General features: G+C 68.2%; 21 protein-coding genes, 1 other RNA gene and 1 pseudogene. 15 read left to right on the forward strand and 8 right to left on the reverse strand.

The window, feature by feature from the left end; translation table 11 throughout:
• Positions 1–42: 42 nt before the first annotated feature.
• From AC2YG9_RS02400 to AC2YG9_RS02410, 3 genes are read left to right on the forward strand one after another with little or no spacing between them, the layout of a single operon-like run.
• The gene (locus tag AC2YG9_RS02400) at positions 43–636 is read left to right on the forward strand and encodes a UbiX family flavin prenyltransferase (RefSeq protein ID WP_487296319.1); all 594 of its coding nucleotides are present in this window, start codon (positions 43–45) and stop codon (positions 634–636) included.
• A complete protein-coding gene (locus AC2YG9_RS02405; protein WP_487296320.1) occupies positions 633–1,070 on the forward strand; it encodes a TIGR02444 family protein in 438 nt (145 codons plus the stop codon). Before AC2YG9_RS02400 ends, AC2YG9_RS02405 begins: the two co-directional genes overlap by 4 nt.
• 52 nt (positions 1,071–1,122) lie before the next feature.
• On the forward strand, positions 1,123–1,350 hold the full coding sequence (locus tag AC2YG9_RS02410; RefSeq protein ID WP_271067777.1) for a YdcH family protein: 228 nt from the start codon (positions 1,123–1,125) through the stop codon (positions 1,348–1,350).
• A gap of 7 nt (positions 1,351–1,357) precedes the next feature.
• Here AC2YG9_RS02410 and AC2YG9_RS02415 read toward each other — a convergent pair whose 3' ends face one another.
• The 6 genes from AC2YG9_RS02415 to AC2YG9_RS02440 all read right to left on the reverse strand — a co-directional run bounded on the left by AC2YG9_RS02415 (position 1,358) and on the right by AC2YG9_RS02440 (position 7,124).
• Positions 1,358–4,612 (reverse strand): acetyl-CoA carboxylase family protein, encoded by a 3,255-nt coding sequence (locus AC2YG9_RS02415; protein WP_487296321.1) that lies wholly within the window; start codon positions 4,610–4,612, stop codon positions 1,358–1,360.
• 92 nt (positions 4,613–4,704) lie between these two features.
• Positions 4,705–5,541, reverse strand: a complete 837-nt coding sequence (locus AC2YG9_RS02420; protein WP_487296322.1) for a TIGR00282 family metallophosphoesterase — start codon at positions 5,539–5,541, stop codon at positions 4,705–4,707.
• The gene (locus tag AC2YG9_RS02425) at positions 5,541–6,143 is read right to left on the reverse strand and encodes a 5-formyltetrahydrofolate cyclo-ligase (RefSeq protein WP_487296323.1); all 603 of its coding nucleotides are present in this window, start codon (positions 6,141–6,143) and stop codon (positions 5,541–5,543) included. The genes AC2YG9_RS02420 and AC2YG9_RS02425 overlap by 1 nt, the downstream gene beginning before the upstream one ends.
• A gap of 12 nt (positions 6,144–6,155) precedes the next feature.
• A non-coding RNA gene (ssrS, locus tag AC2YG9_RS02430) (6S RNA) lies at positions 6,156–6,317 on the reverse strand.
• 207 nt (positions 6,318–6,524) lie between these two features.
• A complete protein-coding gene (locus AC2YG9_RS02435; RefSeq protein WP_487296324.1) occupies positions 6,525–6,854 on the reverse strand; it encodes a cell division protein ZapA in 330 nt (109 codons plus the stop codon).
• The gene (locus tag AC2YG9_RS02440) at positions 6,855–7,124 is read right to left on the reverse strand and encodes a DUF4164 family protein (RefSeq protein WP_487296325.1); all 270 of its coding nucleotides are present in this window, start codon (positions 7,122–7,124) and stop codon (positions 6,855–6,857) included.
• Between the two features lie 122 nt (positions 7,125–7,246).
• On the opposite strand from AC2YG9_RS02440, the gene tkt reads away from it, so the two are divergent.
• From tkt to gap, 5 genes are all read left to right on the forward strand, one after another.
• Positions 7,247–9,217 (forward strand): transketolase, encoded by a 1,971-nt coding sequence (tkt, locus tag AC2YG9_RS02445; RefSeq protein ID WP_487296326.1) that lies wholly within the window; start codon positions 7,247–7,249, stop codon positions 9,215–9,217.
• A 72-nt stretch (positions 9,218–9,289) separates the two neighbouring features.
• Positions 9,290–10,021 (forward strand): hypothetical protein, encoded by a 732-nt coding sequence (locus tag AC2YG9_RS02450; RefSeq protein ID WP_487296327.1) that lies wholly within the window; start codon positions 9,290–9,292, stop codon positions 10,019–10,021.
• Positions 10,018–11,217, forward strand: coding sequence for a formate-dependent phosphoribosylglycinamide formyltransferase (gene purT / locus AC2YG9_RS02455; protein WP_487296328.1), 1,200 nt, complete (start codon positions 10,018–10,020; stop codon positions 11,215–11,217). The genes AC2YG9_RS02450 and purT overlap by 4 nt, the downstream gene beginning before the upstream one ends.
• Before the next feature lie 102 nt (positions 11,218–11,319).
• Positions 11,320–12,603: a S41 family peptidase gene (locus tag AC2YG9_RS02460; RefSeq protein ID WP_487296329.1), complete on the forward strand. Its 1,284-nt coding sequence runs from the start codon at positions 11,320–11,322 to the stop codon at positions 12,601–12,603.
• Between the two features lie 129 nt (positions 12,604–12,732).
• On the forward strand, positions 12,733–13,740 hold the full coding sequence (gene gap / locus AC2YG9_RS02465; protein WP_487296330.1) for a type I glyceraldehyde-3-phosphate dehydrogenase: 1,008 nt from the start codon (positions 12,733–12,735) through the stop codon (positions 13,738–13,740).
• 3 nt (positions 13,741–13,743) lie between these two features.
• Here gap and AC2YG9_RS02470 read toward each other — a convergent pair.
• Positions 13,744–13,860 (reverse strand): annotated as a pseudogene (locus AC2YG9_RS02470) (hypothetical protein); the annotation flags it as partial.
• A 32-nt stretch (positions 13,861–13,892) separates the two neighbouring features.
• Between AC2YG9_RS02470 and AC2YG9_RS02475 the strand changes: the two are divergent.
• The 7 genes from AC2YG9_RS02475 (at position 13,893) to AC2YG9_RS02505 (ending at position 19,061) form a co-directional block, all read left to right on the forward strand.
• A complete protein-coding gene (locus AC2YG9_RS02475) occupies positions 13,893–15,083 on the forward strand; it encodes a phosphoglycerate kinase (RefSeq protein WP_487296331.1) in 1,191 nt (396 codons plus the stop codon).
• A gap of 115 nt (positions 15,084–15,198) precedes the next feature.
• Positions 15,199–15,573 (forward strand): VOC family protein, encoded by a 375-nt coding sequence (locus AC2YG9_RS02480; RefSeq protein ID WP_487296332.1) that lies wholly within the window; start codon positions 15,199–15,201, stop codon positions 15,571–15,573.
• Between the two features lie 54 nt (positions 15,574–15,627).
• Complete coding sequence (locus AC2YG9_RS02485) at positions 15,628–16,020, forward strand: GFA family protein (RefSeq protein ID WP_487296333.1); 393 nt, start codon at positions 15,628–15,630, stop codon at positions 16,018–16,020.
• A gap of 92 nt (positions 16,021–16,112) precedes the next feature.
• On the forward strand, positions 16,113–17,195 hold the full coding sequence (gene fba / locus AC2YG9_RS02490; protein WP_487296334.1) for a class II fructose-bisphosphate aldolase: 1,083 nt from the start codon (positions 16,113–16,115) through the stop codon (positions 17,193–17,195).
• 41 nt (positions 17,196–17,236) lie between these two features.
• Positions 17,237–17,866 carry a hypothetical protein gene (locus tag AC2YG9_RS02495; protein ID WP_487296335.1) on the forward strand — a complete coding sequence of 210 codons (630 nt, stop codon included), beginning with the start codon at positions 17,237–17,239 and terminating at the stop codon, positions 17,864–17,866.
• Between the two features lie 168 nt (positions 17,867–18,034).
• A complete protein-coding gene (locus AC2YG9_RS02500; protein ID WP_487296336.1) occupies positions 18,035–18,217 on the forward strand; it encodes a hypothetical protein in 183 nt (60 codons plus the stop codon).
• A gap of 97 nt (positions 18,218–18,314) precedes the next feature.
• Positions 18,315–19,061: a DUF4198 domain-containing protein gene (locus AC2YG9_RS02505; protein WP_487296337.1), complete on the forward strand. Its 747-nt coding sequence runs from the start codon at positions 18,315–18,317 to the stop codon at positions 19,059–19,061.
• A gap of 156 nt (positions 19,062–19,217) precedes the next feature.
• Here the strand turns inward: AC2YG9_RS02505 and AC2YG9_RS02510 are convergent, their stop codons facing one another.
• Positions 19,218–20,858 (reverse strand): MFS transporter, encoded by a 1,641-nt coding sequence (locus AC2YG9_RS02510; RefSeq protein ID WP_487296338.1) that lies wholly within the window; start codon positions 20,856–20,858, stop codon positions 19,218–19,220.
• Between the last annotated feature and the right edge of the window lie 93 nt (positions 20,859–20,951).

Consider the following 20,951-nt stretch of genomic DNA (forward strand, 5'->3'; position numbering starts at 1 on the left):
CCGGAGAGTCTGTTCACATGAACGAGAGGCTGGACCCATCAGATGGCGCAAAAAGGGCGGTTGATCGTCGGAATCTCTGGCGCCAGCGGGGTTTTGCTGGGTTTGCGGGCCCTCGACGCCTGCCGTGAAATAGGCGTCGAAAGCCACCTGGTCATGTCGAAATCGGCGGTCCTGACCCTCGCCCAGGAGGCGAATCTCAACCCCGCCGACGTCGCCGCCCGGGCCGACGTCGTTCACAAGGTCGGCGACGTCGGGGCGTCCATTGCCTCCGGCAGTTTCCGGACGCTTGGCATGATCATCGCCCCCTGCTCTGTGCGAACCATGAGCGAGATCGCCACCGGCGTGACCTCCAGCCTGCTGACCCGGGCCGCCGACGTGGTGCTCAAGGAGCAGCGGAAGCTGGTGCTGATGGTGCGCGAGACGCCGCTGCACCTGGGCCACCTCCGGACCATGACGGCCCTGGCCGAGATGGGCGCGATCATCGCCCCGCCGATGCCGGCCTTCTATGCCAGGCCCGCCTCCATCGAGGAGATGGTCGACCAGTCGGTCGGCCGGGCCCTTGACGCCTTCGGCCTCGACTGGGCGCCGGTCAAACGCTGGGGCGAGGACCTCAGCGCCATCCGGAGCGACTCGTGAGTTTCTGGGATTGGGCGCTGGCCGCCTACGACCGGCCAGGCGTTGCCGAAGCCTGCCTCAGCCTGCAGGACGACCATGGCCAGCAGACCGCCTACCTGCTGTGGGCCGCCTGGGCCTCGCCGCCCGACGCCGCCCTGGCCGACGGCGCGGAGCTGGCCCGGCACTGGGAAGCGACCATCCTCGGCCCCGTGCGTCAGGCGCGGCGGGCGTTGAAGACTCCGCTCGCCCCCGTCGATGACGCGGCCCGCCTGGACGTCCGCGAGACGATCAAGGCCGCCGAGCTCGACCTCGAGAGGTTGCTGATGACATCCCTGGCCGGTCTCTCCGAACCCGCCGCGGGATCCGCCCTCCCGGCCCTGATCCGGGCCGGCGAGGCCTGGGGCGATCCGCCGCCCGTCGAAGCGCTCGAGAGGCTCGCAAGGGCGCTGGCCTGACGCTTCGGGTCTGCTAGACTCCGCGTTCGAGAATTGCGTCCGGGGACCGTTGATGGCCGACAACGACGGGGAAATGATCCCCATGCCCAACGTGGAAATTCGCGCCCAGCTGCTGGAATTGCGCCAGAAGCACCAGGATCTCGACGCCGCCGTCGAGGCCCTGGGTCAGATGCCGACCCCCGACCAGCTGCAGATCGCCCGGCTGAAAAAGCAGAAGCTGGTCCTGCGCGACCAGATCGTGAAGCTGGAAAACATGCTGACGCCGGACCTGCTGGCCTAGGCGCCGGTCACCACATATCGACCCAACGCCGCTCCGGCTTGCGGCGCTTCTTCGCGCTCTGGAGTCCGGCGATCACCCAGCGGCGCGAGTCGGCCGGGTCGATGACGGCGTCGATCTCCAAGGCCGCCGCCATGCTGGTGGCCTTGCCCCGGGCGTACATGTTGGCGACCAGCTTCTCGAACATCTCCTTGTTCTTCACCGGGTCGGTCTCGGCCTCCAGCTCCTTGCGGTAGCCGAGCTTGACCGCCCCTTCGAGGCCCATGCCGCCGAACTCCCCGGTCGGCCAGCTGGCGATGAAGTTGGGCGAATGGAAGCCGCCGCCGGCCATGGCCTGGGCGCCGAGCCCATAGCCCTTACGCAGCACCAGGGTGAACAGCGGCGGCCCGAACTTGGCCCCGGCCACGAACAGGCGCGAGACACGGCGCACGGCCCCGGCGTCCTCGCTCTCCGGCCCGACCATGAAGCCGGGGGTGTCGCACAGACTGAGCAGCGGCAGGTCGAAGGCGTCACACAGCTGCAGGAACCGCGCGGCCTTCTCGGCCCCGTCGCAGTCGATGGCGCCGCCCAGGTGCCGGGGATCGTTGGCGATCAGGCCGAAGGGCTTGCCCGCGATACGGATGAAACCCGTCACCATCCCGGCCGCGAAGCCCCGCCTCAGCTCCAGGAACGATCCGCTGTCGGCCAGCCCGTCGATGACGGCGCGGATGTCATAGACCCGCAGCCGGTTCTCCGGGATGGCGCGGCGCAGGTCCCGCTGGTCGGGCGCGGTCCAGTCGGCGAGATCGCCCTGGAACATCGACAGGGCGTGCTTGGCCAACTGGGTGGCATGGGCCTCGTCGTCGGCCAGGATGTCGATGACGCCGTTGGCCCACTGGGTTGCCGCGGGGCCGATGTCCTCTGGCTTGAAGACGCCAAGGCCCCCGCCCTCGATCATCGCCGGGCCGCCCATGCCGAGGTTGGAATCCTTGGTGGCGATCAGCACCTCGGAGAGACCAGCGATCGCCGCATTCCCCGCGAAGCAGCGCCCGGCGACGATGGCGATCTTGGGCACCTCACCGGCCAGCTCGGCCATCTTGCCGAAGGTGGTGACGTCCAGACCCGCCACCCCGGCGCCGTCGGTATCGCCCGGCCGGCCGCCGCCGCCCTCGGCGTACCAGATGACCGGCAGCTTCTGTTCATCGACGATGCCCAGCAGCCGGTCGGTTTTCTTGTGATTGAAGTGACCCTGGGTGCCGGCCAGCACGGTGAAGTCATAGGCCAGCGCCGCGACCCGCGACTTCTCCGGCGCGAACAGGGCGCCGTTGACCGTGCCGATACCGGTGATGATGCCGTCGGCCGGGGTGTTGGCGATCAGGTCCTCGACCGTGCGTCGGCGGCGCTGGGCGGCGATGGCCAGGCCGCCGTACTCGATGAAGCTGCCCGGATCGACGAGGTCGTCGATATTCTCCCGCGCCGTGCGATGCCCGGTGCGGCGGCGCTTGGCAACCGCGTCCGGGCGATTGGCGTCGAACAGGAAGGCGTGGCGGTCGATGACTTCCTGCAGGTCTGGGCGGATGGCGTCGGGATCGCCCGCCTCCTCCTCGACGGCTTCCAGGCCCTCGACCTCCTCGGCCGCGATAAACAGCAGCGGCTGGCCCTTGAGCAGGGTCTGGCCGCGCATCGCCGCCACTCGCTCGACCCGGCCGCCGACCGGGGCGACGACCACATGCTCCATCTTCATCGCTTCGAGGATGGCGACCGTCTGGCCCGGCCGCACCAAATCACCGACCGCCACCTCGACCTGGCCGACCGTGGCCTGCAGCGGGGCCGGCACGGCCTGGGCGCCCGCCAGCTCCTCGAAGGCTTCGACCACGGCGGCCTCGGCCGTGGCCACCTCATGGGCCTCCACCGGAGCCAGCGCCTCGGCCTCGGCAAGCAGGCGTTCGAGGTTGTCTTCCAGGAACCGCGTCGTCGCCCGGCCCTGAGCGACCGCCGGCTCGGCCAGCAGGGCGCGCAGCAGCGGGATGTTGCTGTCGACCCCCTCGAGCCGGAATTCCTTCAGCGCCCGCGCCGTCTTGGCGGCGGCGGTGGCGTGGTCTGCGGCGCGGACGATGACCTTGGCCAGCAGGCTGTCATACGACGGACTGGTGACGTAGCCGCCGTAGCCGAAGCCATCGACGCGCACGCCCGGCCCGGTCGGCGGCTCGTAGGCGCGGATCAGGCCGCCGGCCGGCTGGGCCGTGCCATCGGCGTCCAGGGTCTCCAGATTGACCCGCGCCTGAATGGCCGCGCCCTTGAACGGCGGGGTTTCGCTGAGGCCCAGCTTGGCGAGCGAGGCGCCGGCCGCCAGGTTGATCTGGATCTGCACCAGGTCGAGACCGGTAACCTCTTCGGTCACCGTGTGCTCGACCTGCAGCCGGGCGTTGGTCTCGATGAAGGCGAAGCGGCCGGACGCGGCGTCGACCAGGAACTCGACAGTCGCCAGCCCCTTCAGGTGCTTGGCGCTGCACAGCTTGACCGCCGCCTCGTGCAGCGCGGCACGCAGCCGTTCGCCGAGCGCCGGGGCCGGGGCGATCTCGATGATCTTCTGGTGCCGGCGCTGGACCGAGCAGTCGCGTTCGCCGACGGCCACGCAGGTCGCCGCGTCGCCGGCCACCTGCACCTCGATATGGCGGGCGTTGTCGACCAGCCATTCGGCATAGACCGCGCCGTCGCCAAAGGCCGCCTGGGCCTCCCGCGCACAGGCGGCGTGGGCGGCCGCTACGTCGTCGCCGGGCCGCACGATCCGCATGCCCCGACCGCCGCCGCCGGCCACGGCCTTGAGCATCATCGCCCCGTGCTCGGCCAGGAACTTCTCGGCGCCCGCCGCGTCGATAGCCCCGGTGCCGGCCAGCAGCGGAACGTTCAGCCGCGCCGCCAGGGCCCGGGCGGCGGCCTTGTCGCCGAAGGTTTCCAGCGCATCGGGCGAGGGGCCGATGAAGACGATTCCCGCCGCCGCGCAGGCGCGGGCGAAGGCGGCGTTCTCCGAGAGGAAGCCGTAGCCCGGGTGGATGACGTTGCACTTCGCCGCCTGGGCCGCCGCGATGACGGCGGGAATGTCGAGGTAGGCTGCCGGGCCCGTCCCATTCAGAGGAAAAGCCTCGTCAGCGGCGCGGACGTGCAGGCTCTTGGCGTCGTCCTGGGCGTACAGCGCCACACTAATCAGGCCAAGCCCGGCGGCCGCCCGGGCGATGCGGATGGCGATCTCGCCCCGGTTGGCGATGAGCAGGCGCTTGAAAGCCATGAAGTCCTCGAACGAGCGTTTGAGGGTCAGCATAGCGGGTGGGCGGCGCGGTTGTACCCCTCACCGACCGATCAGATGTGGATTGCGCCGCCTCAAGCGGTGACCAGCGCCACGTCCGGCACGGTTTCCTTTAGCCGGCCGCCGATGCGGATCGGCTCGATGCGTTTGGCCAGGCCCGTCCGGTCGTCGGTCTCGACATAGACCCCGCACACCGTCGCCTCGCCCTCGGCAGGCCTGTAGCGGCCCTGGCTGATCTTGGTGGTGAAGCGGCGCAGGGGCTCTTCCTTGTCGTTGCCGATGACGCTGTTGTAGTCGGCGCAGGCCCCGGCGTCGGTCTGGTAGGCGGTGCCGCCGGGCAGGATCTGGGCGTCGGCGGTGGGCACGTGCGTATGGGTGCCGACCACCAGGCTGGCGCGGCCATCGCAGAAGTGGCCCATGGCCATCTTCTCGCTGGTGGCCTCGCAGTGCATGTCGACGACGACCGCATCGGCGACGATGCCCAGCGGGGCGGTGTCGAGCTCGCGGTTGGCGGCGGCGAAGGGATCGTCCATGGCGTCCATGTGGACCCGGCCCAGGATGTTGACGACCAGGATGCGGCGGCCGTCGGCCAGAACGAACAGGTTGCTGCCCCGGCCCGGGGCGTCGGACAGGATCGGGTAGTTGGCCGGCCGGATCATCCGCGGCTCGCGGACAATGTAGGTCAGCGCCTCCTTCTGGTCCCAGCTGTGGTTGCCGAGCGTCAGGCAGTCGGCCCCGGCCTCGAACAGTTCGCGGGCGGTGTTCTCGGTGATGCCGAAGCCGGCGGCGGCGTTCTCGGCGTTGACGATCACGAAGTCGAGCGCCAGGCGGCGGCGCAGGTCCGGCAGGTGGTCGGAGAGGCCGTCACGGCCTGACCGGCCGACGACGTCCCCGAAAAAAGCGATACGCATTAGAAATCCTTTCGGGCCGGAGTATAGCCGGCCTCGGTCAGAATCCCATCCAGCGGCTGGTCGTGCGGCCCGTGCGGGATGCCGTCGAGCTCCTGGCCCTCAAAGGCCAGGCCGACGAAGGGCGGCGGGCTGGGAAAGCCGCGCAGGGCTGCGAAGGTGCGGTCATAGAAGCCGCCGCCCTGGCCCAGGCGATGACCGCGGGCGTCAAAGGCCAGCAGGGGCACCAGGATCAGGCTGGGGGCCACCGGTGCGGCGCTGTCGAGCGGCGCCGGCAGGCCGGCCAGGTCGTAGGCCAGGGTGTCACGCGGCTGCCATGCGCGGAACTCCAGTGGGCCTTCGAGGTCAATGACGGCCGGCAGGGCAAGGCGCCATCCCTTGCGCATAAGAGCCTCGCCGAGCGGGCGCGGGTCGATCTCGGCGCCCAGCGCCTTGTAGAGGGCCGCGACGCCGGGCTTGAGCCGGAAGATGTCGAGAAGCTCCTGGACCCGGTCGGCGATCATCCAGTCTGCTTCGGGATGCTGGACCTGCAGCGCCTTTCGATGGCGCCGGGCCTCGATGCGCAGGGCGGCTTTCTGGGCGTCGAGGACGGGATCGTTTTGCATCGAACCTAGGGTGGCGGCGCCGCGAGGACCGTGAAAGACAGTTTTATCCCCTCAGACCCGGATAACCAGGTGGGCGCCATATACCCGCAGCCACGGCCACGGACAGGGACAGCTCCCTTCGAGAGAATTAAGGTCAGAAGGATAGTTCGCTTCCGACATGAACCGCAGCAACCGCCGAGGCCTAAGGTAGGCCTTCCGAAGCCGGTTCTCAACCTCCCTCCCCGAATGGGGAGGGCAGACGCGCGGTTACGCGCGTCGGGTGGGGAAGTCGGTCACTGACTTTTGTGAGTTCGCACTGAGAAATCGAGCCGGTGGGGCCGGTTACCCACTTCCCCACCCGGCGCGCAACGCGCGCCTGCCCTCCCCATTCGGGGAGGGAGGTTACTCGCCCGACCCCAGCTTCTCGATGCGTTTGGCGGCGTTCTCCAGGACGGCGGCGGCCTTCATCTCGACCCGAGCCTGCTCGGCCTGAACCTTGGCCAGCTCGTTCTGCATATGGGTCAGGCGCAGCTTCAGGTCCGACAGTTCGTCGGTCAGAAGCAGGGCCGTCATCAGGAACAGCCGGGTCTCGCCCAGCTGGCCCACTTCCTGGCCGACCTGCCGCACCTGCTGGTCAAACGCCGCGGCCAGGTCCATCAGGTGGCGCTCCTGACCGTCCTCGCAGCCGACCAGGAAGGGCTTGCCGTTCACTGTCACATTGAGCTGGCCCATCTAGCCCTCTCCCAGCGCGGCGCGGATTTCACCAATGGCGCGGCCCAGGGCTTCGCTCGCCTGCGCCCCGGCCTCTTCCAGAAGCCGCTCGCGGGCCCGCGATGCGTCCAGCTCGGCGGCCAGGCGCGAGCGGTCGGCGTCGAACAGGCCGCCGGCCTCGGCGCCGGCTTCGCGCAGGCGCTCGCCCATCCGCTGTTCCAGAACCCCCAGCGCCCGCTCCAGGCGGCGCGCGGCCAGGTCGAGGGCGCTCCCCTCCGACTCTCCGCTCATTCGTCGCGCTCCTTGATCACACGATCTCTATAGACTGCGTCGGGCGAAGACCGGAAGGCGGGTTGCGCCAAAGGCTTTCCCGTGCGAACCGCCCGGAAACCGGCAGCAACAGCGAGTCCCCCATGTCCGTCAGTCCCGTGAAGATGGCCGACGCCATTCGCGTGCTCTCCATGGACGCGGTCCATGCGGCCAAATCTGGGCACCAGGGCGCCCCGATGGGCTTGGCCGACGTAGCCACGGTGCTGTTCACCAAATTCCTCAAGTACGACGCCGCCAAGCCGGACTGGGCCGACCGCGACCGGTTCGTGCTGTCGGCCGGCCATGCGTCGATGCTGATCTACAGCCTGTTGCACCTGACCGGCTCCAAGGCCGTGACGATGGATGAGATCCGCAACTTCCGTCAGTGGGGTTCGAAGACCGCCGGCCACCCCGAATACGGCCACACCCCCGGGGTCGAGGTCACCACCGGTCCGCTGGGCCAGGGCATCGCCACCGCCGTCGGCCTGGCCATGGCCGAGCGCTCGATGCACGCCCGCTACGGCGATGACCTCGTCGACCACCGCACCTGGGTGATCGCCGGCGACGGCTGCCTGATGGAAGGCGTGTCGCACGAAGCCATCAGCCTGGCCGGGCGGCTCAAGCTCAACAAGCTGATCGTCCTGTTCGACGACAACAACACCACCATCGACGGCGAAGCGACCATCTCCGAGACCGGCGACCAGCAGGCCCGGTTCAAGGCGGCCGGCTGGGCGGTCAAGGCCGTCGACGGCCACGACCACGGCAAGATCGCCGCGGCCATGCGCTGGGCGACGAAACAAGACAAGCCGGTGATGATCGCCTGCAAGACCAAGATCTCGAAGGGCGCCGGCCCCAAGGAGGGCGACGTCCACGGCCACGGCTATAGCCTGTTCGACGAGGAAGCGACCCTGGCCCGCCAGGCCATGGGCTGGCCGCTCCCGCCGTTCGAAATTCCGGACGACATCGCCGACGCCTGGAAGAAGGCGGGCCGCAAGGGCGCCTCCGTCCGCCGCAAGTGGGAAGCCCGGCTGAAGGCCAGCGACAAGGGGGCCGACTTCACCCGCGCCATGAAGGGCGACCTGCCCAAGGATGCCTTCAAGGCGCTGGACGCCTACATCGCCGGCCTGCTGAACGAACCGGTCGCCAACGCCACCCGCGTCCACAGCGGTTCGGCCCTCAGCAAGCTGACCCCGGCCATCCCGGAAATGATCGGCGGCTCGGCCGACCTGACCGGCTCCAACAACACCTACGTCAAGGGCATGATCCCCTTCGACGCCCCCGGCTACGAGGGGACCTACGTCCACTACGGCGTGCGCGAGCACGGCATGGCCGCGGCCATGAACGGCATGGCGCTGCACGGCGGGGTCATCCCCTTCAGCGGCACCTTCATGGTGTTCAGCGACTACAGCCGCGCCGCCATTCGTCTCGGGGCTTTGATGGGTGTCCGCGTCGTCCACGTCATGACCCACGACTCCATCGGTCTGGGCGAAGACGGCCCGACCCACCAGCCGGTCGAGCACCTGGCCGCCCTGCGCGCCATGCCAGGCCTGCTGGTCTTCCGCCCGGCCGACGCGGTCGAGGCCGCCGAATGCTGGAAGTCGGCGCTGGAGCAGAAATCGACCCCCTCGATCATGGCCCTGTCGCGCCAGAAGACCCCGGTCGGCCGCACCTTCGCGCCCGAGAACATGTCGGCCAAGGGCGCCTACGAACTCGCTCCCGCCACCGGCGAGGCCCAGGTCACCATCTTCGCCTCGGGCACCGAGGTCGGTGTCGCCATGTCGGCCCGCAGCATCCTGGAAGCGGCCGGCGTTGGCACACGGGTGGTCTCCACCCCCTGCTGGGAACTGTTCGAGCAACAGCCCGCCGCCTACCGCAAGCAGGTGCTGGGCAAGTCCAAGGTCCGCGTCGCGGTCGAGGCCGCCGTCAAGTTCGGCTGGGAGCGGTTCATCGGCGAGGACGGCGTCTTCATCGGCATGGACGGCTTCGGGGCCTCGGCCCCGTTCGAGCGCCTCTACAAGGAATTCGGCATCACCGCCGAAGCCGTCGCCGAGGCGGCCAAGGCGAAGCTGAGCTGAGTCTTCCCTTCTCCCGCTTGTCGGGAGAAGGTGGCCGCGCCCTCGTCCGGGCCCCTTCGGGAGACTGAAAACATGCGCCGCCTGACCCTCGCCGTCCTCGCCGCCTCGGCCCTCGCCCTGCCCGCCCTCGCTGCGGGCGGCATCGGCCTGCAGGGCCAGAATCCGCTGGGCGAGCGAACCGATGCCTTCCCGCGCATCGTCAATCCGGCTGGTCCCAAGATCGAAAAGATCAACCAGGCCCTCGGCCGTGCCGACGCCCGCGCCAAGAAGTCCATGAAGGATTGCGGCAAGGCGCCCAACACCTTCGAACGGGCCATCACCGCCCCGATGACCGGCCAGCCCTTCCTCAGCCTCTACGCCAGCGACTACGCCGAATGCGGCGGCCCCTACCCCAACATCAGCCAGCTGGCCCTGACCTACGACCTGAACAGCGGCCGTCCCATCGACTGGGCCGAATATCTGCCGGCCGACCTCGTCACCCCCAACGCCCTGCTCGATGGTGGCGACGGCAGCCAGATCGGCGTCGTCCAGGCCCCCGCCCTGCTCGACTTCTACCGCGCCGCCGCCAAGGCCCAGCGCCAGGACCGCGACTGTGACGACGTCTATGACCAGGCCACCAGCCTGGTGCTGTGGATCGACGCCAAGAAACAGGGCGTGGCCATGCAGATGGCCGAGGTCGCCCATGTCGTCCAGGCCTGCAACGACCCGGTGGTCATGAAGACCGACGAACTGCGCAAGCGCGGCGCCAAGCCCGGCCTGACTGACGCCATCGACTTCGCCAAGAAGGCCAAGAACTACCAATGAAACTCGGAACGCCCCTCGCCCCCAACGCCGTCAAGGTGATGCTGCTCGGCTGCGGCGAGCTCGGCAAGGAAGTGGTCATCGAACTGCAGCGGCTCGGCGTCGAGGTGATCGGCGTTGATCGCTACGCCAATGCGCCGGCCATGCAGGTCGCCCACCGCAGCCACGTCATCCAGATGACCGATGCGGCCGCCCTGCGCGCCCTGGTCGAGGCCGAACGCCCGCACCTGATCGTGCCGGAGATCGAGGCCATCGCCACCGACGAGCTGGCCCGCATCGAGGCCGATGGCCTGGCCACCGTCATCCCCACCGCCCGCGCCACCCAGCTGACCATGAACCGCGAGGGCATCCGCCGCCTGGCCGCCGAGGAGCTTGGGCTTCCGACCAGCCCCTATGCCTTCGCCACCACGCAAGCCGAACTCGAAGCCGGCGCCGCCAAGGTCGGCTTTCCCTGCTTCGTCAAACCGGTGATGAGCAGCTCGGGCAAGGGCCAGTCCTATGTCGAGACGCCCGCCGACGTCGCCGCCGCCTGGGAGTACGCCCTGTCGGCCGGCCGCGTCGCCGAGGCCAAGGTCATCGTCGAGGGCCGCATCGCCTTCGACTACGAGATCACCCTGCTCACCGTCCGCTCGCTCGATGCGGCGGGCCAGATCCAGACCAGCTTCTGCGCCCCGGTCGGCCACCGCCAGGTCAAGGGCGACTACGTCGAAAGCTGGCAGCCCCAGCAGATGAGCCCCCTGGCCCTCGAGCGCGCCCGCGACATGGCCGGCAAGGTCACCGCCGCGCTCAGCGGGCGTGGCCTGTTCGGCGTCGAGCTGTTCGTGAAGGGCGACGACGTCTGGTTCAGCGAGGTCAGCCCCCGGCCGCACGACACGGGCCTGGTCACGCTTGCCACCCAGACCTACAGCGAGTTCGCCCTGCACGCCCGCGCCATCCTCGGCCTGCCGGTCGATGTCACCCTCGAGCGCCCGGGCGCCAGCGCGGTGATCTACGGCGGCATGGAAGCGGTCGGGGTCGGGTTTGAGGGCGTGGCCGACGCTCTGGCGGTCCCGGGCGCAGACGTGCGCCTGTTCGGCAAGCCCGAAGCCTTCGAACGCCGCCGCATGGGCGTGGCGATTGCGCGGGGGGCGGACACCGACGAGGCGCGGACCCGGGCCGCCGAGGCGGCTTCGAAGGTGAAAGTCGTCCGCGGTTCCTAGACGCTCCCCCGCCTCTGTTTCACCGCCGACACCTTACGGCAAATTCACTGGTCTAACCCCTCGCCAATCGTCCAACTGAAGGCGATATCGGAGGGACCCCCAATGCTCATTCGCGCCGCCGCCGCCGCGCTCGCCCTGCTGCTGCCCACCACCGCCCTGGCCCAGCAGGCTCCGCCGCCGCGCGAGGTCGTCACCCGCACGGCCAAGGCCATCGAGGACCTCTATTTTGACCCCGCCAAGGGCGCGGCGATCGCGGCCGACCTGCGCAAGGAAGCGGCGGCCGGCCAGTACGACAACCTGACCGACCCGCGCGACCTGGCCACGGCGCTCAGCACCCGCCTGCGCCCGCTCGATCACCATTTCAACGTCAGCTACCGGCCGGGCGCGCCGGGTCCCCGCCCTGGCGGCCCCGGCCCGCGCCCGCCGAGCCCCGACGAAGAGGCCGCCGTCCGCCGAGCCAACTACGGTTTCAAGGAAGTGAAGCTGCTGCCCGGCGGCATCGGCTACATCCAGATCAGCCAGTTCGCCCACTTCGAGGCCGACGGCGAACCGGCCAAGGCCGCCGCCGACGCCGCCCTGGCCCTGGTCGCCAACGCCGACGCCCTGATCATCGACCTGCGCGACAACGGCGGCGGCTCGCCGGCCATGGTTGGCTATCTGGTCAGCGCCTTCACCGCGAAGAACGCCCCGATCTACAACGTCTTCCACAGCCGCCAGGGGACCAACGACGAGACCCCGCCGGTCTGGTACGCCAGGCCCCGCCTCGAGGTTCCAGTCTACATCCTGACCAGCGGCCGCACCGGCTCGGCCGCCGAGGCCCTGCCCTACACGCTTCAGGCGGCCAAGCGCGCCACCATCGTCGGCGAGGCCACCGGCGGCGCGGCCAATCCCGGCGGCCCGGCTCCGCTCGGCGACGGCTACGCCATCTTCATCTCGCGCGGCAGCCCCGTGAACCCGATCACCAAGGCCAACTGGGAAGGGGCCGGCGTCCAGCCCGACGTCAAGGTCCCCGCCACCGAGGCCCTCGACACCGCCCAGGTCCTGGCTCTGGAAGCCATCCTCAAGACCGCCAAAGGCCCCGTCGCCAACGACAGCCACTGGGCCCTCGAAGCCCTGAAGGCCCGCGCCGCCCCGCCCGCCTATGCCAAGGCCGACTACATCGGCAGCTTTGGCGACGTCGCCATCGCCGAAGAGGGCGGCAAGCTGGTCGTCAAGCGCGGCCGCCGCCCGGCCTGGGCCATCCAGCCGGTGGCCAAGGACGTCTTCTACGCCGAGGTCGACCCCGGCCGCCGCGTCGTCTTCGAACGCGACCCCGCCGGCAAGGTCATCGCCTTCGAGATCGTGGGCAGCCTGCAACCGGGCGGCCAGCGGCTGCGGCGGGACTGAAAGCTCCGTGCAGGCGGGGTGCGGATTACATCCGGTAACGCGGGTTGACGGCCCCAAGGGTTGACTTCCCGCCCCCCAAACGCAAAACCCCCGGCCATTCACGAAATCGTCGCCGGGAGCCCTCCACCCATGACCATCCGCGTCGCCATCAACGGCTTTGGCCGTATCGGCCGTCTCGTCCTCCGCTCGATCGCCGAACATGGCCGCACGGACATCGAGGTTGTCGGCATCAACGATCTCGGCCCCGTCGAGACCAACGCCCACCTGCTGCGCTACGACAGCGTCCATGGCCGCTTCCCCGGCACGGTGACGACCGGTGAAGACTGGATCGACGTCGGCATGGGCAAGATCAAGGTCACCGCCGAGCGCGATCCGGCCAACCTGCCGCACAAGGCGCTTGGCGTCGACATCGCCTTCGAATGCACCGGCATCTTCACGTCCAAGGACAAGGCCAGCGCTCACCTGACCGCCGGCGCCAAGCGCGTCCTCGTCTCGGCCCCGGCCGACAACGCCGACAAGACCATCGTCTACAAGGTCAACCACGAAACCCTGACCGCCGACGACATCGTCGTCTCCAACGGCAGCTGCACCACCAACGCCCTCGCCCCGGTCGCCAAGGTCCTCAACGACCTGTTCGGCATCGAGCGTGGCTACATGACCACCATCCACAGCTACACCGGCGACCAGCCGACGCTCGACACCATGCACAAGGACCTCTACCGCGGCCGCGCCGCCGCCCTGAGCATGATCCCGACCTCGACCGGCGCCGCCAAGGCGCTGGGCCTGGTGCTGCCGGAACTGAAGGGCAAGCTGGACGGCAGCTCGATCCGCGTTCCCACCCCCAACGTCTCGGTCGTCGACCTCAAGGTCGTGGCCGGCCGCGACGTGACGGTCGCCGAGATCAACGCCGCCCTGCAGGCAGCCGCCGACGGCCCGATGTCGGGCGTCCTGGCCACCACCAACGACCCGCTGGTCTCCATCGACCTCAACCACGTCGCCGCCAGCTCGACCGCCGCCCTGCCCCAGACGCAAGTCGTCGACGGCAAGCTGGCCCGGGTCCTGACCTGGTACGACAACGAATGGGGCTTCGCGACGCGGATGAGCGACACCGCCCTGGTGATGGCGAAGTTCCTCTAAGACCTACTCACTCCCGTCATCCCGGACAGCCCGCAGGGCTGATCCGGGACCCAGGGGGTGCGTGATCTCGCTGTATCCGCCGCCTGTACTGGTGGCCCCTGGGTCCCGGCTCTTCGCGCTTCGCGCTGCGGCCGGGATGACGGAGTTTGAAAATGCCCTTCCGCTCCCTCGAAACCGCCGACCTCGCCGGCAAGCGCGTCCTGGTCAGGGTCGATCTCAACGTCCCCATGGCCGACGGCGTGATCACCGACGACACCCGCCTGCGCGCCGTGCTGCCGACCATCCGCTACCTGTCGACCAAGGGCGCCAAGACCATCCTGCTGGCCCACTTCGACCGGCCCAAGGGCAAGCGCGTGCCGGCCATGAGCCTGGCCCCCATCGCCGAGCCGCTGTCGGCCCTGCTCGAACAACCGGTGCTGTTCGCCGACGACTGCATCGGCGAGCCCGCCTACAAGGTCGTCACCAAACTCGAAGACGGCGGCGTCGCGCTGTTCGAGAACCTGCGCTTCCATCCGGGCGAAGAGGCCAACGACCCGGCCTTCGTCACCGAGCTGGCCGCCTTCGGCGACCTCTACGTCAACGACGCCTTCAGCGCCGCCCACCGCGCCCACGCCTCGACCGACGGCATCGCCCGCCTGCTGCCGGCCTATCCGGGCCTCTCGATGCAGCGTGAGCTGGAGGCTCTCGACGCCGCCCTCGGCCAACCCAAGCGCCCGGTGCTCGGCATCGTCGGCGGCTCCAAGGTCTCGACCAAGCTCGACCTCCTCAACAACCTGGTGACCAAGCTCGACCGCCTGGCCATCGGCGGCGGCATGGCCAACACCTTCCTGGCGGCGCAAGGCATCGACGTCGGCGCCAGCCTCTGCGAGCACGACCTGGGCGACACCGCCCGCGAAATCATGGAGTCGGCCAAGACCGCCGGTTGCGAACTCCTGCTCCCCGTCGACGTCGTCACCGCCACCGAGTTCAAGGCCGGCGCCGCCCACAAGATCCAAGGCCTCGACGCCCTCGCCGCCGACGACCGCATCCTCGACGCCGGTCCCGAGACCACCAAACGCCTGCTGGCCGCCATGGACGCCTCCAGCACCCTGATCTGGAACGGCCCCCTCGGCGTCTTCGAACTCCCGCCCTTCGACGCCGCCACAGTCGCGGCCGCCAGGCATGCGGCGCAGCTGACCACCGCCGGCCAGCTGGTCGCCGTCGCCGGTGGCGGCGACACCGTCGCGGCCCTGAACCATGCCGGCGTGGCGGGCGAGATGACGTTCGTCAGCACCGCCGGCGGCGCCTTCCTCGAATGGATGGAAGGCAAGGAACTGCCCGGCGTGACGGCGCTGGAGGTCTAGCGCCTTCGGGCGCGCGTCCTGGAAGGTTGCGCGGGCGCCCCACTTCCCTTCAAGATCGGATTCGAACGAGCGTTTGTCTCAGCCGACGCCCGTCATCAAAGGGGAAGAAACCACAATGTTCTCGCACGTCATGGTCGGCACCAACGACCTTCAGAAATCCAAGGCCTTCTACGACAAGCTGATGGCCACCCTCGGCGTCGGCCCGTCGATGGTCGATGGCTACCGCATGTTCTACATGAGCCCCAAGGGCGCCTTCTGCGTCTCCGAGCCCATCGACGGCCAGCCGGCCTGCCATGCCAACGGCGGCACCATCGGCTTCGCTTGCGACTCGCCCGAGCAGGTCAAGACCTGGCACGACGCCGGCGTCGAAGCCGGCGGGACCTCCATCGAAGACCCGCCCGGCGTGCGCGAAGGCAGCGTCGGCAAGCTGTACCTCGCCTACCTGCGCGATCCCGACGGCAACAAGCTGTGCGCGATGCACCGCCTGTAGGACCTATCGGCGCCGGCCTCTGACGGCCGGCGCCCCTTTCTTCCGGAGTGCATGATGCACAAGGGCTCCTGCCTCTGCGGCGCGGTGCGCTTTTCGACCGATGCCGTCATCGACCATTCCGACGCCTGCCACTGTGGCATGTGCCGCAAGGCCTCCGGCCACTTCTGGGCCTCGGCCGACGTCCTCAAGGAAGACCTGACCATCGAGGGCCAGGACGCCCTTCGCTGGTACGCCTCATCCGACAAGGTCCGTCGCGGCTTCTGCGGAACCTGCGGCTCCCAGCTGTTCTGGGACCCCGTCCACGGCAAGAAGATCGCCTTCGCCATGGGAGCGCTCGACGGCCCGACCGGCCTGAAGCTCAGCAAGCACATCTTCGTCGGCAGCAAGGGCGACTACTACGAGATCGGCGACGGCCTGCCGCAGGAGTTGGCCCCGCCCCAATCGTGATCACGCGCCCGTGACAACCGGGGGTGACTCTCGCGCCCCTCGCGGCTAAACCCGCCCCACAAAATCAAAACACGCCCCGCAAGGAGTTCCCCGTGGCCCGCATCACCCTGCGCCAGCTGCTCGACCACGCCGCCGAGCACGACTACGGCCTGCCCGCCTTCAACATCAACAACATGGAACAGGGCCTGGCCATCATGGAGGCGGCCGACGCCGTCGACGCGCCGGTCATCATCCAGGCCAGCCGCGGGGCGCGGAACTACGCCAACGACATCATGCTGGCCCGGCTGATCGACGCCCTGGTCGAGATCTACCCTCACATCCCCGTCTGCATGCACCAGGACCACGGCAACGGCCCGGCCACCTGCGCCACCGCCATCCAGTACGGCTTCACCAGCGTGATGATGGATGGCTCCCTCGAAGAGGACGCCAAGACCCCCGCCTCCTACGAGTACAACGTCGAGGTCACCCGCCGCGTCGTTGAGATGGCCCACAGCTGCGGCGTCTCCGTCGAGGGCGAGCTGGGCGTGCTCGGCAGCCTGGAGACCGGCATGGGCGAGGCCGAGGACGGCCACGGCTTCGAGGGCAAGCTCGACCACTCGGCCCTGCTGACCGATCCGGACCAAGCCGTCGACTTCGTCAAGCGCACCCAGGTCGACGCCCTCGCCATCGCCATGGGCACCAGCCACGGCGCCTACAAGTTCAGCCGCCAGCCCGACGGCGCAGTGCTGGCCATGAACGTCATCGAGGAAATCCACCACCGCCTGCCCAACACCCACCTGGTGATGCACGGCTCCTCGTCCGTTCCGAAGGACTTGCAGGAGATCATCAACGCCTACGGCGGCGAGATGCCCGAGACCTGGGGCGTGCCGGTCGAGGAGATCCAGCGTGGCATCAAGCACGGCGTCCGCAAGATCAACATCGACACCGACAACCGCATGGCCATGACCGGCGCCATCCGCAAGGTAATGGCCCTCAAGCCCGGAGAGTTCGACCCGCGCGCCTATCTGAAGCCCGCCAAGGAAGCCATGCGCAAGATCTGCCAGCAGCGCTTCGAGGAGTTCGGGGCCGAGGGCTGGGCCGGCAAGATCAAGCCGCTGAGCACGGCGAAGATGGCCAAGCGCTACGAGAGCGGCGAACTGACCATCAAGATCGACAAGAGCCTGCAACCGGCCTAGCCGCCGAATCACGACTCGGGTCATGCTCTCCTTGGAAGAGCATGACCCTAGAACTTCGCCTTCAAAATGCGATTCGCGCGTTTCTTGCGCCGACCAACGCGGAGACCCAGCCTGTGGGTTCCTCTGATTTGGCGGCAAGAGAGTTGGCGTTCTATGAAGCGTGCGTAAATGGGTGGATTCAAACAAGATTAGAAAAAGACAAATCCATTCTGACGATATCGTCAGGGGGAATTGCAATTATTTTTGCAGTCTTAGCTCAATCAACAACACTAAACTCGGCGGCCATCTATTTATATTGCGCAAGTGGTTCTGCGTTTGCGCTGTCCGCGCTCATCGCCGTCTACATATTCCAACACAATGGGCGTATTCTTGAAAATTGTATAAGCGGCAGCGAGCAGTCCAGCTTGGATTGGCTCGACAACGCCTTGGGCGTAATATTTGCTATCGCCATTGTCCTCATCGTCGTTGCGGGTGGGATGCAGGCGAAGCTGCTAATCGAAAAACTTCATCGGCAGGAGATCGCGTCTTTGAAGACCCCAGATAAGGCGGGCCCGCCACCCAAGCTTGGGCAAGATAGTCTAGCGGGCATCGGGCGACTGGCACCGGCACCGGCACCCAAACCTGCGCCGATCCCCCCGAAGCCCGATGCAAAGAAGGACAAGCCGAAATGACCGACTCAAACTCTGATCCGCGAACTCGAATAGAAGCGCCGATGCAAAAGAGCCTGAGTGGCCTCGGCCGTCTCAGCCCCTCGAATTCACAGCAACCAACTCAGCCGAGTTCGAACACTCAGCCGACTACGCCGGCCAACACGGGTACATCAGCCCAGAAGAAATGAAATGAACCGCTTCCGAGATCCGCGATCTTCCATCGACTTCTTGGGTCGCCTAGGAAAATCAGGCGAGCAAGCCAGTGTTAATGGCATTGGTAATCTTGCTCCGAGAATAATCGAGATGAAGCTCGCCGAGAAAAAGGTCGTCGCACAGCCGAAACCCAAGCCCGGACCTGTCGACAAGACGTGAGCTGCCCGTCTTCCCACAGATCGTGAATAGAGCGTCGATTGTAATGGGCACTATGGGCCAGCGACACCGTGCAACCCGGCTATTGGCCTTACTCGCGGTGGCCTCCTTCGTCACGTTTGATGCTGCCGCCCATGAGTCCTGGCTGCGCCCTTCCGCCGGCCCGGCCAACGTCGGCCAGCCGTTCACCGTCGGCTTCACCAGCGGCATGGCCTTCCCGGCCACCGACACCGGCCCCAAAACCACGCGCGTCCAGTCGGCCATCACCCTGCAGGAAGACGACACCGTCCCGCTGGAAATCACCGGTCCCGGCCAGGGCGAACTGCTGTTCGCCTTCACCCCTGACCGACCAGGCGTCGCCGTGGCCGCCGTCACCCTGAGCCCGCAGCCGATCACCATGGCCTCAAGCGACGTCGCCGAATACTTCGACGAGGCCGACCCCACCCCCGCCGTGCGCGATGCCTGGAAGGCCCTCGAGGCCGGCGGCGAATGGAACGAGGTCTACATCAAGGCCGCCAAGGCCCTGACCTGTGTCGCCCCGTGCGCCGACAGCCGCACGGCGATGCGCCCGGTCGGCCAGCCCGTCGAGTTCGTCGCCCTCGACCCTGGCCCGGCGCCGCGCCGCTTCAAGCTGGTCAAGGACGTCACCCTGTTCCTGCCCGGTCAGACGGTGCGCCTGTTCACCCCCGGCAAGCCCGGCCGCAATCTCAAGACCGACGCGGCCGGCGTCGTCACCCTGCCGGTCGACGTCGCCGGGGAGGTCATGCTGTCGACAGTGTTCCTCGAACCGCCGGGCGCCGACGGCAAGTTCCACAGCGTCTTTGCGTCGATCGTGGTGCGTCCATAGTTCCTCCCCCTCTCGGGGGAGGTGGCAGCGGCGAAGCCGCTGACGGAGGGGGTCACCGCCCAGGTCGGCGGGTAAACTTCTCGAAGCTGAACCGCCGGTGGGGACCCCCTCCACCATCGCTGCGCGATGGTCCCCCTCCCCCGATGGGGGAGGAACTTAGGCGTCGATGTCGGCGCCCTTCATCTCCTTGACGAACAGGAACCCGATCACCGCCGTCGCCGCAGCCACCACCACGGGGTACCAGAGCCCGTAGTAGATGTTGCCCGTGGCGGCGACCATGGCGAAGGCCGTGGTCGGCAGGAAGCCGCCGAACCAGCCGTTGCCGACGTGGTAGGGCAGGCTCATCGAGGTGTAGCGGATGCGGGCCGGGAACATCTCGACCAGGGCGGCGGCGATCGGACCGTAGACCATCGTCACCAGCAGCACGAGGGCGAACAGGATGGCCACGACCAACGGCTTGTTCATCGCCGCCGCGTCGGCCTTGGCCGGATAGCCGGCGGTCTTCAGCGCCGCGCCCAGTTCCTTGCGCCAGGCGGTCTGCGCTTCGGTGAAGGCCTTGGTCGCCATGCCCGCGCCTTCGAAGGAGGCCACCTTAGCCCCACCGACCTCGACCACGGCCACGCTCCCGGCCGGGGCGGCGACATTTTCATAGGACACCCCCGCCGAGGCCAGGGCAGACTTGGCCACGTCGCAGCTGTTGGTGAAGGCGGTCTTGCCCACCGGATCGAACTGGAAGCTGCAGGCGGCCGGATCGGCGATCACCTTGACCGGCGCGCTGGCGGTCGCCGCCGCCAGCGCCGGATTGGCCGCCACGGTCAGGGCCTTGAACAGCGGGAAGAAACTCAGCGCCGCGATCAGGCAGCCGACCAGGATCACGGGCTTGCGCCCGATCCGGTCCGACAGCCAGCCGAAGACGATGAAGAACGGCGTCCCCATCAACAGCGCAATCGCCACCAGGGTGTTGGCCGTCGGCCCGTCGACCTTCAGCGTCTTCTCGAGGAAGAACAGGGCGTAGAACTGGCCCGTGTACCAGACCACCGCCTGACCGGCGGTGAGGCCCACCAGCGCCAGGATGACCAGCTTCAGATTCTTGCCGTCGGCGAAGGCCTCGCTGAGCGGCTTCTTCGCCGCCCGCCCTTCCTCGACCATCTTCTGGAACACCGGGCTCTCGCCCAGCTTCAGCCGGATCCACAGACTGACGCCCAGCAGCAGGATCGAAGCCAGGAACGGTATCCGCCAGCCCCAGTCGGCGAAGGCGTCCTCGCCCGTCTGGCCGCGCACCCCCAGGATGACGATCAGCGACAGGAACAGGCCCAGCGTCGCCGTCGTCTGGATGAAGCTGGTGTAGAGCCCCCGCTTCCCGGGCGGCGCATGCTCGGCGACATAGGTCGCCGCCCCGCCGTACTCCCCGCCGAGCGCCAGCCCCTGGATCAGTCGCATCAGCACCAGCAGGATCGGCGCCGCCACCCCGATGGTCTTGTAGTCCGGCAACAGCCCGACCACGAAGGTCGAGCCACCCATCAGCAGCATGGTGACCAGGAAGGTGTTCTTGCGCCCCCACAGGTCGCCCAGCCGTCCGAACACCACGGCCCCGAACGGCCGCACGAAGAAGCCGGCGGCGAAGGCCAGCAGGGCGAAGATGTAGCCGGTGGTTTCGTTGACCCCGCTGAAGAAGTGTTTGGAGATGAAGCCGGCCAGCGAGCCGTACAGATAGAAGTCGTACCATTCGAAGATGGTGCCCGCCGACGCCCCGCCGATCACCGTCAGATGGCTGCCGCCGCGCTTCGCGTCACTCATCCCCGTCTCCCCGTATTTCCCGCAAGGCTAGACCGAATCCGCGCCCGGATGACAGAGCCGCCTTGTCCGGCTAGAACCGCCGTCCTTCAATTC

The organism is Caulobacter sp. SRI_014 (assembly GCF_057586315.1).

What these genes read in the sequence shown, in the direction of transcription:
- AC2YG9_RS02500 (WP_487296336.1), top strand. Translation starts at nt 18,035, where the DNA reads ATGAACCGCTTCCGAGATCCGCGATCTTCCATCGACTTCTTGGGTCGC.
- AC2YG9_RS02440 (WP_487296325.1), bottom strand. Translation starts at nt 7,124, where the DNA reads ATGAGCGGAGAGTCGGAGGGGAGCGCCCTCGACCTGGCCGCGCGCCGC.
- AC2YG9_RS02400 (WP_487296319.1), top strand. Translation starts at nt 43, where the DNA reads ATGGCGCAAAAAGGGCGGTTGATCGTCGGAATCTCTGGCGCCAGCGGG.
- gap (WP_487296330.1), top strand. Translation starts at nt 12,733, where the DNA reads ATGACCATCCGCGTCGCCATCAACGGCTTTGGCCGTATCGGCCGTCTC.
- AC2YG9_RS02475 (WP_487296331.1), top strand. Translation starts at nt 13,893, where the DNA reads ATGCCCTTCCGCTCCCTCGAAACCGCCGACCTCGCCGGCAAGCGCGTC.
- AC2YG9_RS02510 (WP_487296338.1), bottom strand. Translation starts at nt 20,858, where the DNA reads ATGAGTGACGCGAAGCGCGGCGGCAGCCATCTGACGGTGATCGGCGGG.
- AC2YG9_RS02480 (WP_487296332.1), top strand. Translation starts at nt 15,199, where the DNA reads ATGTTCTCGCACGTCATGGTCGGCACCAACGACCTTCAGAAATCCAAG.
- AC2YG9_RS02460 (WP_487296329.1), top strand. Translation starts at nt 11,320, where the DNA reads ATGCTCATTCGCGCCGCCGCCGCCGCGCTCGCCCTGCTGCTGCCCACC.
- AC2YG9_RS02410 (WP_271067777.1), top strand. Translation starts at nt 1,123, where the DNA reads ATGGCCGACAACGACGGGGAAATGATCCCCATGCCCAACGTGGAAATT.
- AC2YG9_RS02415 (WP_487296321.1), bottom strand. Translation starts at nt 4,612, where the DNA reads ATGGCTTTCAAGCGCCTGCTCATCGCCAACCGGGGCGAGATCGCCATC.
- AC2YG9_RS02495 (WP_487296335.1), top strand. Translation starts at nt 17,237, where the DNA reads ATGACCCTAGAACTTCGCCTTCAAAATGCGATTCGCGCGTTTCTTGCG.
- tkt (WP_487296326.1), top strand. Translation starts at nt 7,247, where the DNA reads ATGTCCGTCAGTCCCGTGAAGATGGCCGACGCCATTCGCGTGCTCTCC.
- AC2YG9_RS02450 (WP_487296327.1), top strand. Translation starts at nt 9,290, where the DNA reads ATGCGCCGCCTGACCCTCGCCGTCCTCGCCGCCTCGGCCCTCGCCCTG.
- AC2YG9_RS02420 (WP_487296322.1), bottom strand. Translation starts at nt 5,541, where the DNA reads ATGCGTATCGCTTTTTTCGGGGACGTCGTCGGCCGGTCAGGCCGTGAC.
- AC2YG9_RS02485 (WP_487296333.1), top strand. Translation starts at nt 15,628, where the DNA reads ATGCACAAGGGCTCCTGCCTCTGCGGCGCGGTGCGCTTTTCGACCGAT.
- AC2YG9_RS02425 (WP_487296323.1), bottom strand. Translation starts at nt 6,143, where the DNA reads ATGCAAAACGATCCCGTCCTCGACGCCCAGAAAGCCGCCCTGCGCATC.
- AC2YG9_RS02435 (WP_487296324.1), bottom strand. Translation starts at nt 6,854, where the DNA reads ATGGGCCAGCTCAATGTGACAGTGAACGGCAAGCCCTTCCTGGTCGGC.
- purT (WP_487296328.1), top strand. Translation starts at nt 10,018, where the DNA reads ATGAAACTCGGAACGCCCCTCGCCCCCAACGCCGTCAAGGTGATGCTG.